The 14907-nt window shown below is 33.5% G+C and carries 10 protein-coding genes; 6 read left to right on the top strand and 4 right to left on the bottom strand.

The genetic code is table 11. The features are described from left to right. Positions 1-9: 9 nt before the first annotated feature. A complete protein-coding gene (locus CVD18_RS12430; RefSeq protein WP_103865770.1) occupies positions 10-609 on the top strand; it encodes a type 1 periplasmic binding fold superfamily protein in 600 nt (199 codons plus the stop codon). A 624-nt stretch (positions 610-1233) separates the two neighbouring features. On the opposite strand, the gene CVD18_RS12425 is transcribed toward CVD18_RS12430, so the two are convergent. After that, positions 1234-2811 carry a choice-of-anchor I family protein gene (locus CVD18_RS12425; RefSeq protein ID WP_103865769.1) on the bottom strand — a complete coding sequence of 526 codons (1578 nt, stop codon included), beginning with the start codon at positions 2809-2811 and terminating at the stop codon, positions 1234-1236. A 614-nt stretch (positions 2812-3425) separates the two neighbouring features. On the opposite strand from CVD18_RS12425, the gene CVD18_RS12420 reads away from it, so the two are divergent. Further along, complete coding sequence (locus tag CVD18_RS12420; protein ID WP_103865768.1) at positions 3426-6029, top strand: TonB-dependent receptor; 2604 nt, start codon at positions 3426-3428, stop codon at positions 6027-6029. Between the two features lie 273 nt (positions 6030-6302). After that, positions 6303-6743, top strand: coding sequence for a hypothetical protein (locus CVD18_RS12415; protein WP_103865767.1), 441 nt, complete (start codon positions 6303-6305; stop codon positions 6741-6743). Positions 6744-6828: 85 nt separating this feature from the next. On the opposite strand, the gene CVD18_RS12410 is transcribed toward CVD18_RS12415, so the two are convergent. After that, positions 6829-7260, bottom strand: a complete 432-nt coding sequence (locus CVD18_RS12410; protein ID WP_103865766.1) for a secondary thiamine-phosphate synthase enzyme YjbQ — start codon at positions 7258-7260, stop codon at positions 6829-6831. A gap of 221 nt (positions 7261-7481) precedes the next feature. On the opposite strand from CVD18_RS12410, the gene CVD18_RS12405 reads away from it, so the two are divergent. Further along, on the top strand, positions 7482-8300 hold the full coding sequence (locus CVD18_RS12405) for an HAD family hydrolase (protein WP_103865765.1): 819 nt from the start codon (positions 7482-7484) through the stop codon (positions 8298-8300). A gap of 24 nt (positions 8301-8324) precedes the next feature. Here the strand turns inward: CVD18_RS12405 and CVD18_RS12400 are convergent, their stop codons facing one another. Continuing rightward, positions 8325-9269 (bottom strand): peptidase, encoded by a 945-nt coding sequence (locus CVD18_RS12400; protein ID WP_103865764.1) that lies wholly within the window; start codon positions 9267-9269, stop codon positions 8325-8327. Positions 9270-9322: 53 nt separating this feature from the next. Next, complete coding sequence (gene lepA / locus CVD18_RS12395) at positions 9323-11119, bottom strand: translation elongation factor 4 (RefSeq protein WP_103865763.1); 1797 nt, start codon at positions 11117-11119, stop codon at positions 9323-9325. Between the two features lie 238 nt (positions 11120-11357). On the opposite strand from lepA, the gene dusB reads away from it, so the two are divergent. Together dusB and CVD18_RS12385 are read left to right on the top strand one after the other, a co-directional pair. Beyond that, entirely contained in the window at positions 11358-12353 is a 996-nt protein-coding gene (dusB, locus tag CVD18_RS12390; protein ID WP_103865762.1) for a tRNA dihydrouridine synthase DusB, read from the top strand. A gap of 269 nt (positions 12354-12622) precedes the next feature. Continuing rightward, positions 12623-14907: tetratricopeptide repeat protein (locus tag CVD18_RS12385; RefSeq protein WP_146052775.1), on the top strand; the 2285-nt coding region annotated here is incomplete at its 3' end.

Raw genomic sequence — 14907 nt, 5'->3', positions numbered from 1 at the left:
CTAGAAGTAATGAACACACGTAAATTTTTATCAACGCTTTTTATTGGAGGTATTCTATTCACATCTTGCTCCAGTGACGATGATAACCCTGTACCAGTAAATGAGGAAGAATTAATAACAAAGATGACAGTCTCGTTAACCAATGAAGGGCAAACAGTAACTCTTACTGTTACAGATGAAGATGGAGCAGATGGACCAAAAGATCCTCAGGTAACAGTTTCAGGAAATCTGAATGCTAATACAACTTATACAGGCTCTGTAGAATTACTGAATGGATCAGTAAGTCCAGCAGAAATTATTAATGAAGAGATAGAGGAAGAAGCAGATGAGCACCAATTCTTTTATCAAACAAGTACTGCATTGGATATAACAACAGCGTATGCCGATAAAGAATCTGATTATAAAAAAGCTGATGGAACATCTTTTACAACAGAAAACCCTGTAGGATTAACATTTACGCTAGTTACAAAAGAAGCTGCAACAGGGAGTCTAACGGTAACTTTGAGACATCAACCTAATAAAAGTGCTAACGGTGTAGTAGGAGGAGATATTACTAATGCAGGAGGAGAAACAGATATCACTCAAAGCTTTGATATTACTGTGCAATAAGCATATAGAAATATAATATAGTGCTAACAAAAGATTAATTGAAATGTAATAATTATGTAAGTTGAATTTGTGTAAAGTCTTCATAATTAATTTCAATTTTTAACCCTCGGGAGTATCTCCCGAGGGTTTTTAAACCAACATTCTGGCTAAGAGCTGGCACTATTTTTTTGAGATACAAAAAAATAAAAAAAGCATTGTTCTTGGGTTTGAAAAAACGATAGAAAATAAGGAAGTATAAATTTCATAAAATTATGTTAATATCTGATTTTCAGAAAGTTGATTTCCGTAGTTTTATGAGTGTATTACCGTAGTATTAAGTGTTAATTATGATCAAATAAATGTTAAAACATTTATGAAATAGCGCTTATATTCGTAATATCAACCCGAAGTAACAAACAATAAAATTGAAACGATCATAATTAGTATAAGTTGAGTTTGTGTTAAATACATACAATTATGTTTCAATTTAGACCCCTGGGAGTAGTTAACCTGGGGGTTGCTTTTTTATAAACGACTTGAATTAATAGAACAAGTAAAATGATAAAAAGGCTTTACAGAGTTTTATCTTGTAAAGCCTTTCAAAAAAGATAAAATATACACCTTTTTCAATAGATAAGATACTGTCTAATCATCATCACATGTAGCCATTTTGTTTTCGTATATAGTTACGGTACCACTTCCTTCATTACTTACTACGAGCAATGGTTTTTTTGTAGGACTATCTTTTCTGGATATGGCAAGTAATCCCTCTGGCGCACTATCTCCAGGATGTGATAGAATTTGCACAAATTGTGGAGAGATGGGATTGCTGATATCGTAAACCAATACTTCATCATCACGCTCCAATCCAACAAAAAGTACGTATTTATCATCACACAGCTTCATAGCATCTACTGTTTCTGGTTCAGCACCTTTATCATCACTTCTTTTATCATTTCCATTAAAAACGTTAGGAGTTAACTCTAATGTTTTTAAACCAATGTCATTACCACTATCATAAAGTAAAGCACCTTTTGTTGACCACACAGAAAAAGAACGCGCACCGAATGAGTACAAGGCATTATTTTCTTTGTTTTTAGGGCTTTTTAAAGCATTAGTAACTTTTAATCTTCCTAGGTTTACGTTATTTTGATAATCTCCTTGAGCAGGAAAAATTGAAGGGTTTAAGGTAAGGTCTGCTACTCTGGCCTCTTCACTAAATCCAGTATAATCTCTAGAATCACCCTCATTAGCAGAAAAGATATATCCTTTTCCGTTGATTTTCATGTATTTGATTCCATCGGGTTGATACATCCCATATACAGGTACATCCCAGTGTTTTAGTCTTTTTTGATTGTCTTTATCACTAGCATCTATTTCATTTCCAGGTAAAGAATAATCTTTAAACCCTAATGGATAGATAGCAACAATTCGCTTATTTTCTAGGTCAACTTCTGCCAGTCCGTTATTTTCTTGTAGTGCAACCCAAGCAGTTTTAGAATTTTTAGAAACAGCCACATATTCTGGTTCTACATCTCTTGATAAATTTGCATTAGGACTAAATACCCTAAACCCTTTTGCTTCTAGAGCAGTTTCTTGATTATTGAAAGCATGAAAATCCAGAGTAACTACACTATTTTTTTCTAGATCAATAATACTAATAGATCCTTCGGGATCAAAGGAGAAATCATCGTTAGGCTCCCCCTCATTGGCTACAACAATTTTTTTGCCATCAGGAGTAAAAGTGACCATGTCAGGCAATGCCCCTACAGTAAATGTGTTTTCCAGTAATTGAGTTTTTGTATCATATACCAATACTGTTCCTGGATTTTGTTTTATGGGAGCCTCTACTGCAATTGCTAATTTCCCCTTTTTTACAGAAACACTATTGGCTCCCCCCAATGCGCTTAGATCTATAGAGGGTTCCTTAATAGGGGTATTGATATCACTGATATTATAGACAGATATTTCTCGTATTCCTAGTACGATATCGTTATTAACGATAAAAAGCTTATTTGTTTCAGAATCAAAAGCTGTAATTTCTGCAGCTGCTTGATTACCAACATCAATGGTGGATTTTTGTTGAAAATTAATACTGAATTCTTCTTCATTATCTTTTCTAAAATTTTCAGAATTTAATTCGATATCATCTGAACATGATACAGCAAAGAGAGGTATCAAGAAAAGAAGGCTTTTTTTTAATGGTTTGTGTGAATTTTTCATTTTTAGTGAGTTTGTAAAACTTTGATTTGTAAATATTTGTGGTTAATTGGGAGGTATAACGATAGAATATTAACAATGTTTTGTTTGCTTTAATTTTTTATTGATTTTTTTACCAACAGTAGAAAACTCCAATTGTAAATTTTATTTGATTGAAAGTGAATCGGATGAAATAATGTTTTCTTTAAAAAAAAATAAAACAAAACATTGTTAACACTGAAGTTGAAAAAGTGTAACTCTAAATGGGGGTAATTTTTATAAATTTAACATCTAATCTCCCTTATACAGCACCCTTTTTTGAGTCTCATGTTGCAAAGATTGCGGGCATTTAATTAACTTTTTTTTAGTTGATAAGTTGTGAATATTTTTAAGTGATTCGTTGTTAATGTGATACGAAATAATTCTACCTTAAATCTATCGATAAAATTGTGCATAAAATTTAACATTTACATAAACTATGCATGCATAAAGATTCGTTCTTTTGCGAAAAATATTAACACTATCAATTATTGTGAAACTTGATACGATGCAAGTACCTTTTGAAACATTAAATTCAAATTGTTTTTATTCGTTACAAGTTCTATGAGATTATTAAAAAAACAGTTAAAAACACATTCATGAAACAGATTACATTTTTATTTGTTGTAATCCTTATGGCAGTCGTTGGGGAGGCGACCGCACAAGGAGTAGTCACAGGAACTATACTGGATGCAGAATCAAATGCACCATTACTAGGAGCAAACGTTATTGAACTGAGAACCTCTAATGGAACATCATCAGATTTTGATGGTGTGTTTTCTCTAAAAGTAAGTAACAACACAGGAACCATTAACATTTCTTATTTAGGATTTGGGGCAAAAAGCATTGAGTATGATCTGACTAAAGGAAATCAGGATTTAGGAACCATTAGTTTAAACCCTGATAATTCACTAGAAGAAATCGTACTAGTTGGTAAAGGAGTTGTTGATTTAGCAGAAGACAGAAAAACACCAATTGCAGTATCAACGATTAAAGGAGAAGACATTCAGCTAAAAGCAGCAGGTAATGTAGAGTTTACAGAAACAATGAAAAATACTCCGTCTGTATATGTGTCAAACCAAGCAGGAGGTTTTGGTGATAGCCAAGTTTTTCTACGAGGGTTTGATAATACAAATACAGCAATATTATTAAATGGACAACCAATCAATAGTCCAGAGGATGGAAAAGTATATTGGTCTAATTGGGCAGGAATGTCTGATGTAGCCAATGCAGTTCAGGTACAAAGAGGATTAGGGTCTTCTAAGCTAGCGATTTCTTCTGTAGGTGGAACAATAAACATTGTTTCTAAAACTACAGATCAAAAAGAAGGAGGTTTTGCAAGGCTATTAGGTGGTAATGACAGCTATGCCAAGGGTACAGTTAGTTATAACACAGGATTGAGTGATAGCGGATGGGCTTTTTCGGTTTTATTAGATCATTGGCAAGCACATAGAAAGTATGCAGAAGGAACAGCAGGACAAGGACAAAGTTATTTGTTTTCGGTTGGGTATAAACCAAATGAACAACATACATTTAACCTTTTAGTTACAGGGGCTCCACAATGGCATGATCAAAATTATTCTCAAGATTTAGAAGTATATGAAGAATTTACTGCAAAGCACAATAGAAACTCTGGTTTCTTAGATGGAGAGCGCTTTACAGAACGAAGAAATTACTACCATAAGCCAGTAGCAAACTTAAACTGGGATTTTGATATCAACGAAAAACTAGATCTATCTACAGTTTTATATGCATCATGGGGACGTGGTGGTGGAACAGGTGGTCTTGGTAGAGGTAGAGTCAGAGTTAATGATAATAACAATGATAATATAGATTTTGAGCAAATAAGAGCTAATAATATTACTACAGCTGATAGTAATGGTTTTGGAAATTTTGGAGACTCTTATGCAAGAAGAGCTTCTGTAAATAACCATAACTGGTATGGATTACTTTCAAATTTAAATATAAAAGCAACTGAAAATTGGGCATTCAATGTTGGTTTTGATGGAAGATTATATAAAGGAGATCACTTTTACCAAATAAATGATTTGTTAGGCCTTACAGGATATGTTGATAATAGAAGAACAGACAGACCAGATGATTATGTATTTACACAAGAATATGACGCAGATCCGTGGTCAGCATTATTTGATTTTGCAGATGAGGCGAATCGTACACAGTTTGATTATTCAGAAAACATCAACTATTTAGGAGGATTTGGTCAGGCAGAGTACTCGACAGATAGGTTTGCTGTATTTTTTCAGGGAGCAGTATCAACACAGTCATATCAAAGAGATGGTCGTTTTGTAGGAACAGGTAATGGTTTAGGTAAATCTGAAAAACTAAACAAAGTTGGGTATAATGTAAAAGGAGGAGCATCGTATAATCTTAATGAGAATCATTCGGTTTTTGCTAATGCAGGATATTTTTCGCGTCAACCCTTCTTAGATAATGTATTTGCTGATATTAGAAATTCTAATGATATTGTTAAACCAGAAATAGATAATGAAGAGATTACTAGTTTTGAAGCAGGGTATCGTTTTAAAAATAACAACTTTAGGTTTAATCTTGATGTTTATCATACTGAATGGGCAAATCGTTTCTTAACATTTAATGGACCTGAATTAGGAAATGGAGATAATACAACATATCGATTAACAGGAGTTTCACAAATTCATAAAGGACTGGAGTTTGATTTTGAGTATAGACCTGATGGAGGAAGATGGAGATTAAGAGGATATGGTTCTCTTGGTAATTGGAAATTTGATGCTGAAACACCATTTACTCTGACAAATGATCAAACAACTACTATCATTGATAACGGTGTTATTGAATTAACAGATACAAAAGTTGGTAGCGCACCGCAAACTTCTTTTGGAGCAGGAGTATACGTTGATATTATTGATAACCTATCATTTGATGCTGATTATAATGTCTATACTGATTTGTATGGTTTTGTTGATCCAGAAGATGTTGCTCAAGCTTCTATTGCTGGAGAGACGTATCAGGCAAAAAGATTACCATCATATGACCTTGTAGATGCTGGTCTTACTTATAAGCTTAATTTTGGAGAAAATAAATTAGTCTTTAGAGGAAACGTAAAAAACGTATTTAATTCACCATATATTAACCAGTTAAGTTCATTTGGTTACTATTTAGGGGTTGGTAGAACATGGAATGCAAGTGTAAGCTACAAATTCTAAATCAATAGAAAATATAATTTCACCCCCTCATTCGGTTATCGGATGAGGGGGTTTTCTTTTAATACATCTTTCTCTGTTTTCATAATAAAACAAAGAAGAGACTTATATAAGTATTTGTTAAAATAAAAGACAATAGTATTGTATAAAATTTAAAATGATATGTGTTAGTGTATTAGATTTGCCATCTAGAATAAGTCTAAATAAGCCCCTGTAGCACTAGTATATGAGGCTTTTATATGCATAATCTGTACATTTGCAAATAAACACATCATTATGTACGAAGTTATCCAAATAGTCCACTCTTACTGGGCTTATCTTGTTGTTCTTATCGTTACTTTGGCCACTATAAATGCATTAGCTGGTTTTTTTACAAAAAGGCAATATGCACCAAAAGATTTTAGAATTTCTCTATTCGCACTTATTGTTACGCATATACAACTTTTGATAGGAATGATAATATTCTTTGTATCTCCTTTGGTAGTTTGGTTTTCAGGAACTCATAAAGTGGGAGAAATAATGAAAGATGCTACCTTGCGATTGTATAATGTAGAACATCCAATAGTAATGATTTTGACTATTGTTTTTATTACAATGGGATATTCAAAACATAAAAAGAAGCTAACTTCTACACCAAAATTTAAAACATTAGCCATTTTCTATACCCTTGCTTGGATTCTTATGTTATCTAGAATTCCTTGGGCAAACTGGTTTTAGATTCTTGTAATCTGATAGTATAAAAAGACCTCTCTTGAAATTAATTTCAAGAGAGGTCTTTTTATATATAATAGTTAATCTGGTATTATTCAATAACCTGACCATAAGCAGTAACTACCAAGTTTCTTGGACCACCATAATCTCGATGTTCACAAAGATAAATACCTTGCCAAGTACCTAGGTTTAAAACGCCATTAGTTATTGGTACTGCTACAGATGCCCCCATCAAAGAAGCTTTGATATGTGCAGGCATATCATCAGGGCCTTCATACGTATGAACATAGTATGGGGCATTTTCTGGCACCATAACATTCATATGGCTTTCAAAATCTTGTCGTACTGTGCTATCCGCATTTTCATTTATAGTCAAACTGGCAGAAGTATGTTTTATAAACACTTGTAATTGACCAATAGATATAGTGTGAATTTCGGGTATGTGATTTATAATATCTGTGGTAATCAGATGAAACCCTCTTGGGAATGGTTGTAATTGTATTTCTTTCTGAAAAAATTTCATAACGTATGATAAATGAAGTTGGTAGATAAATACTTCTTACTCTTTAATTTTATATTTGATTAATAAGAGAAACTATTTTATAAAACAGAAGGGAATCATTTTTTAATTTCTCTATTCTGGTTTATGATAAGATTGTGCTAATTTAATATAAATTTCACAGTAGTTATTCTAAGGTGTTTTTTTCAACTATGTACCTTTGTGGTATAAAACAACTGATTAATATGGATTTATCACAAATCAAAATGATTGCTACAGATATGGATGGAACACTGCTCAATACCAAAGGAGAGGTAAGCCGTCTTTTTTTTGAGCTCTTTGAAGAGCTTAATGAACTAGGAGTGATTTTTGTGGCAGCAAGTGGTAGGCAATATTATAGTATTATAGATAAGTTAAAACCTATTAAAAACGATATCTATGTTATTGCAGAAAATGGAGCATTAACCATGCGACAGGATAGAGAGCTCCAGACCACAGAGATTGATCGTAAAACATATTTGGAATTACTTGATGTTACCAAAAATCTGCAAGGGTCACAAGTAATTCTATGTGGAAGAAAACAAGGATATATCCAAGATTATGGGCAGGATTTTGTAGACATGTTTAGTGAGTTTTATGATCGCTATGAGATTGTAGAAGACCTGGCAACAGTAACAAATGACAGGTATCTTAAAATTGCAATCTGTAACCAGAAAGGGGCAGAAAAATATTTATACCCTGCATTAAAACACCTCGAAGATAGATTAAAGGTAAAAGTATCAGGAGAAATCTGGCTAGACCTATCTCATAATCTCGCAAACAAAGGATATGCATTACAGCAATTACAAGAAGTGAATAATGTGCTACCAGAAGAAACTATGGTTTTTGGAGATTATAATAATGATTTTGAGATGATGGGTAGAGCCACCTATAGTTTTGCTATGCAGAATGCACACCCCAATATAAAAGAAGCCGCTAATTACTCAACAAAAAGTAATAATGATAATGGAGTAGAATACATGCTGCATAAAATGATCAAAGCCAAAAAAGCAATCAATTCTTAAATCCTGTATTATTTTATTGCAAGTCTACTGGTATGCAGTTGTGAATTCGGTAATCAATTCTTGAATTTCTTCATCAGAGTATTTTCTCGAAAAATGAACAGGAATAGCTTCTGTAACATTACATAATTTCATAACTCGTCCTGATTCGCTAGAATAGCTATGGTGGTTTTTGATAGCCAATTCTTGATCCTGAGACTTATAAAAACTTTCAATATAGACCTGATCAGCATTTCTGAACATGTTTGTTATTTTCTCATGATTTGTATCAGAAGCGGCGTGATCCATTATAAAGCCAAGTTTTTGGCCATACTTTATACTCATGAGATAGAATAACTCTATAGCCTTATATGCTTTATGATCAATAGTGATAAGTCTATCGAACTCACTATTCTCATAAGCATACTTTAATTCTCGAACCCATACTCCCCCATTAAAACCGGTATTTTGTAAATTGATTTTGGTAGTATTTCTTTCTTGAAATAAGTAGGCAATAGAATCGGTCTTATGATTCAGTATAGTATATGTAACCTCAAACAATTCATTCTCATAGACTGTGTTTTTATCTATAGTCTCCAATGTAACCTGATTCCATAAAGGAGGTCTAAGCTCAGTTCTTTTTATTGAGTTCTCAGAAAGTATCTCACGAACCTCATACACTATTGCATCCTTATCAATTAAATTCCAGCAGTAGCTCTGTATTCTTTTCTGAATCTGAACAGTTATACCTTTCGGCCCACAGATAATCACTCTTCTTTGTGTCCCGATTTGATGTCGTAAGATAGTATCAAAATTAATAAAATGATCAATATGCGTATGACTAATAAATAGTGCATTCGTATTTTGACATTCTTTTACCGTGAGATCACTCGCCTCTCCACATTCGCAGATATAATTAAAAGGATGATTTTCTACCTTGATCAAAAAGCAGATATCCTCATTCGGTTTACTTTTTAATACAACATCAAACATGTTTTTCTGTTTTTTATACAGTAAGGATAGTACTTAGGGTAATTGTCAGAGTATTAGTCGTTCAGCTTAAGTACTGCCATAAATGCTTCTTGTGGGATTTCTACATTACCCACTTGACGCATACGTTTCTTACCTTTCTTTTGTTTTTCGAGTAGTTTACGTTTACGAGAAATATCACCACCATAACATTTGGCAGTAACATCCTTACGAAGTGCTTTTACCGTTTCACGGGCAATAAACTTAGCTCCAATAGCTGCCTGAATAGGAATATCAAATTGCTGACGAGGGATTAGTTCTTTTAGTTTTTCACAAATTTTCTTACCAATATCATACGCATTATCCTTGTGCAATAATGCAGACAATGCATCAACGATATTTCCATTAAGAAGTATATCTACTTTAACCAATTTAGAAGCTCGTAAACCAATGGGAGTATAATCAAAAGAAGCATACCCCTTTGATACCGTTTTTAAACGATCATAAAAATCAAAAACGATCTCTGCCAGAGGCATATCAAAAGTAAGCTCTACACGCTCTGTAGTCAAATATGTTTGATTTGTAATCTCACCACGTTTCTCGATACATAATGACATCACTGATCCTACAAAATCAGATTTGGTAATAATAGAAGCTTTTATATAAGGTTCCTCTACCCGATTCATAGAAGAAGGATCAGGTAAATCTGATGGGTTATTTACAATAATAATATCATCAGGCTCTTTATTAGTAAAAGCATGATAAGATACGTTTGGTACTGTTGTAATAACAGTCATGTTAAATTCACGCTCTAATCGCTCCTGAATGATTTCCATATGCAGCATTCCCAAGAATCCACATCTGAAACCAAAACCAAGTGCAGCCGAACTCTCTGGTACAAATACCAAAGAAGCATCATTAAGCTGTAATTTCTCCATAGAGTTACGTAATTCTTCATAATCCTCTGTATCTACGGGATAGATACCTGCAAATACCATAGGTTTTACATCTTCAAAACCTGCAATTGCATTTTGAGTAGGTGTTTTTGCATCAGTAATGGTATCTCCTACTTTTACTTCTCGAGCATCCTTGATACCAGTAATCAAATAACCAACATCTCCTGTCTTGATTGTTTGTTTTGGTACTTGATTAAGTTTTAGTGTTCCTACCTCATCGGCAGAATAATTTTTTCCAGTAGCCACAAACTTAATCTGCTGTCCTTTTTTGATTTCACCATTAACTACTTTAAAATAAGTTTCTACCCCTCTAAAAGAGTTGTATACAGAATCAAAAATCAGAGCCTGTAATGGTTCTTCAGGATTTCCTTCTGGATGAGGAACACGCTCTATAATAGCAGTAAGAATTTCTTCTATCCCAATTCCAGTTTTGGCACTGGCAGGAATCACATCCTCAGCATCACACCCTAGTAAATCTACAATATCATCAGTAACCTCTTCAGGATTGGCACTAGGCAAATCAACCTTATTAAGAACAGGGATAATTTCTAGATCATTCTCTAGAGCCAGGTATAGATTAGAAATCGTTTGTGCCTGTATGCTCTGTGCTGCATCTACAATAAGTAATGCGCCCTCACATGCTGCAATAGAACGAGAAACCTCATAAGAGAAATCTACATGACCAGGAGTATCAATAAGATTCAGGATATAATCCTCACCCTTATATGTATATTCCATTTGGATAGCATGACTCTTGATGGTAATTCCACGTTCACGTTCTAGATCCATGCTGTCTAGTAATTGTGCCTGTGCTTCACGGGCAGTTACAGAACCAGTAAAATCCAATAATCGATCCGCCAAGGTACTCTTACCATGATCAATATGAGCAATAATGCAAAAATTTCTTATATGTTTCATCTCTCGTAAATTCATCTTTAGAGCGTGACCCCTCGCTTGTGGCGAGTGGTCGGGCTATCCGCGCTACATGGTAGCTTGCTCCTATCCCTCACGCAATTCTCACTATAATAATAGCTTGCAAATATAATCGATTTTAGAAGGTTTATACTATCCCTTCCTGTATTTTTAGATGTCATAGGAATAATACAAACGGGTAAGCTCTGAAAGAATTTGTATTTTTGCCAAAAAAATAATTACTGTGGCCAAAATAGGAGACATAGATGTAGGAGAGTTCCCTTTGTTATTAGCACCGATGGAGGATGTAAGTGATCCCCCTTTTCGAGCATTGTGCAAAGAACAAGGAGCAGATGTAGTGTATACAGAGTTTATCTCTAGTGAGGGATTGATTCGTGACGCTGCCAAAAGTGTGATGAAACTTGATATATATGAAAAAGAACGTCCTGTAGGAATTCAAATTTTTGGAGCCAATCTGGATTCAATGCTGAAATCAGTAGAGATTGTAGAAGCATCAGGACCAGATATTATAGACATCAATTTTGGGTGTCCAGTAAAAAAGGTAGTTAGCAAAGGAGCAGGAGCAGGAATTCTCAAAGATATAGACCTTATGGTTTCGCTTACAAAAGCCATGGTAGAACATACCAAATTGCCAGTTACAGTAAAAACACGATTAGGTTGGGATCATGACTCTATCAGAATCGTAGAAGTAGCAGAGCGATTACAAGATGTAGGGGCCAAAGCAATATCCATTCATGGGCGTACCAGATCACAGATGTACAAAGGTAATGCCGATTGGAGACCCATTGCCGAGGTAAAAAACAACCCACGAATGCATATACCTGTATTCGGTAACGGAGATGTTGATACCCCAGAGCGAGCTATGGAGATGCGAGATGCTTATGGGCTTGATGGAGCCATGATTGGTCGTGCCAGTATAGGATACCCTTGGTTTTTTAAAGAAGTAAAACATTATTTTGAAACAGGAAAAAAACTAGCTCCCCCAACCATAGAGGAGCGTGTTATTGCTGCTCGCAGGCATTTGCAAATGGCAATCGATTGGAAAGGTGAAAAACTAGGTGTTTTTGAAACCCGAAGACATTATACAAACTATTTCAAAGGAATACCACATTTCAAAGAATACCGAACCAAAATGGTAACCAGTGATGATGTCAAAGATGTATTTGCTGTATTTGATGAGGTAGCGGCTACATTTTCTGATTTTGAGTTTATCTCATGATTTTGATAAACCTAAAAATAGATAAAATCTAACTATATAATTAGTTGTCTTAACTCTCTTAGCAAATATTTGATATTGTGTGTGCTGAACCCTGTCTTGTTTTGGAGTAAACAATAAAAAGAAGATATAGCAACGGTTGTGATTACTCAAAATAAATGAGGTACTCATATCAAGTTAACTTTTTAACGAGATTAATATATAATTGGTATAGGGTAACATTTTTGCGTTCTTTGTTATAAACTATTTAAGGAACAATATTTCTATCTCTTATGAAATCACCATTAGCTTTTTTATATTCTTCTTTTTGGATTATCTTGTTTATCACACTACCATTTACAACATATGCTCAAATAGCAAATGATACTGTAGTGGCCTCACAGTATTATAAAAAAGCAGACTCTTTACTGGCAGAAGGTGAGTATGATCCTTCTATAACCTATTTTACAAAAGCGATCCCTATTTATAATAAGGCAAAGGCATGGAAACAACTGGCAAATAGTTATAATAAGATATCAGAAAACCAAAGATACTTAGGAAGCTATCAGGAGTCTCTATTCAATGCTAAAAAAGCGTTAGAAATAGTTATCACTTATTCTTTAGTTGGCTCTAGAGAAGAAGCTACGGCATTAGATAACATAGGAGAATATCATTTTAAGAACAGAAAAGCCGATCAAGCTTTATTACATTTTAAGAAAGCCTTATCTATTCGTGAAAAAATACTACCAAGTAATCACTCAGATATTTCAAAATCCTATAATAGTATAGGGAAGACTTTAACTACAAAAAATGAGTTGGCGGCATCTTTAGAATATTTAGAAAAAGCAATTCATCCAGATTTTAAAGGTGGTTCTCATTTTCCAGATGTATATAATAATATAGCGAGAATACAATATGTGTCAGGGCAATATGATAAAGCAATAATATATATGCAAAAAGCACTGGATATAGAAACTGTACAATCAGGAGAAAGTTATAAAACGGCTAGATATTGTAATAATATCGGGACTATTTTTGAGAGAACAGGAAGGTATGATGAAGCTATATATCATTATACAAAAGCATTATCAATACAAAAACAAATAACAGGTGAAAATCATCCTAATATAGCCTCTTATTATATTAATATAGGTAATGTCTTTTCTAATAAAGAAAATTATGATAAGGGGCTAGAATATTATCAAAAAGCAGTAAATATTAAAATAGAAATGTATGGAGATGATGATATAAATTTATCAGATAGTTATATGAATATTGGATTGATTTATTATCGTAAAGGGAATTTTAATGAAGCGCTTAGTTATCAAAAAAGAGCATTAACTCTTAAGGAAAAAACACTACAAAATAATCATCCTGAAATAGCTCTCCTACTTATAAATACTGCTTCGGTGCATATAGCCAAAGAAGAATACAACAAAGCAATACCACTTTTAAATAGAGCATTAGAAATCCTTATTTCTTCTTTTGGAGAATACCATCCACAAGTTGCTTTGGTATATACTAATATGGGGAGTATATATCAGGGGCAACAAAAATTGGAGAAAGCTTTATTTTATTATAACAAAACAATAGATGTTAGAGTTGAACTTTTTAGGAAAAACGATAAGCTTATTGGGGCTAATTATTTGAGTATTAGTAGTCTATATAGGCAAAAAAAAGAATTTGATAGGGCTCTAGAGTATTCTCAAAAAGCGTTGGATACTTACAAGAAAATTAATAGTAAAGGAGTTATTCGTGCCTATAATCGTATTGGGTCTATTTATCTAGAGAAAAAAGAATATGATAAAGCTTTGGTATACTATCATAAAGCTATCAAAGAGAATTCTAGAGTTAATATGCATAGTTTTGATCAAAATAAAAGCAAGAACCAAACTGATGTGTTTTTAAACCCAGAGACTCTCCTCTCCTCTCTAGAAGGTCAATCTCAAGTATATGTCGGCTTGTACAAACAACATAAAGAAAAAAAGTATCTAGAAAAAGCAATCAAAGGCTATCAAAAATCAGATTCATTGATTAATACACTACGTCAATCTTTTACGAACTATCAAGATAAAGTAGATTTTGCAAAAACAGCCAAAACAGTTTATAAGGGAGCAATAGAAGTACAACTACTACAAAATGATCAATCATCAATAGAACAGGCATTTTATTATGTAGAAAAAAGCAAAGCCAATACCCTTAAAGAATTGCTCAATGATGCCAATGCCAAAAGCTTTACAGGACTGCCAGAAGACCTTATTTCTTTAGAAAAAGAGATGAGAATTAATCATTCTTTCTATCAATCTAAAATAGTAGAACAACAGTCAAAGAAAGAATTAGATACAACAAAGCTTACTTATTTTGAGGGTAAGTTATTTGACGTAAGCAAAAAACAGGATTCTCTAACTCAAGTGTTAGAAACAACCTATCCAAAATACTATCAGCTTAAATATAAAAACGAGATTACCCATCTATCCACTATCCAGAAACAGCTAGATGACCATACTACACTACTAGAGTTTTTTACAACTGATAGTGTTACCTATGCTTTTACGGTTTCAAAAACAGCTATAGCAGT

The sequence above is a fragment of the Aquimarina sp. I32.4 genome (assembly GCF_002924285.1).
Taxonomy (GTDB): domain Bacteria; phylum Bacteroidota; class Bacteroidia; order Flavobacteriales; family Flavobacteriaceae; genus Aquimarina.
This window is presented reverse-complemented; position numbering and strand designations above follow the sequence as displayed.

Bases quoted from the DNA above. Each gene is read 5' to 3' on its own strand.
- CVD18_RS12400 (WP_103865764.1), bottom strand. From the start codon at position 9,269: ATGTTTGATGTTGTATTAAAAAGTAAACCGAATGAGGATATCTGCTTT.
- CVD18_RS12410 (WP_103865766.1), bottom strand. From the start codon at position 7,260: ATGAAATTTTTTCAGAAAGAAATACAATTACAACCATTCCCAAGAGGG.
- CVD18_RS12425 (WP_103865769.1), bottom strand. From the start codon at position 2,811: ATGAAAAATTCACACAAACCATTAAAAAAAAGCCTTCTTTTCTTGATA.
- CVD18_RS12430 (WP_103865770.1), top strand. From the start codon at position 10: ATGAACACACGTAAATTTTTATCAACGCTTTTTATTGGAGGTATTCTA.
- CVD18_RS12405 (WP_103865765.1), top strand. From the start codon at position 7,482: ATGGATTTATCACAAATCAAAATGATTGCTACAGATATGGATGGAACA.
- CVD18_RS12415 (WP_103865767.1), top strand. From the start codon at position 6,303: ATGTACGAAGTTATCCAAATAGTCCACTCTTACTGGGCTTATCTTGTT.
- CVD18_RS12420 (WP_103865768.1), top strand. From the start codon at position 3,426: ATGAAACAGATTACATTTTTATTTGTTGTAATCCTTATGGCAGTCGTT.
- lepA (WP_103865763.1), bottom strand. From the start codon at position 11,119: ATGAAACATATAAGAAATTTTTGCATTATTGCTCATATTGATCATGGT.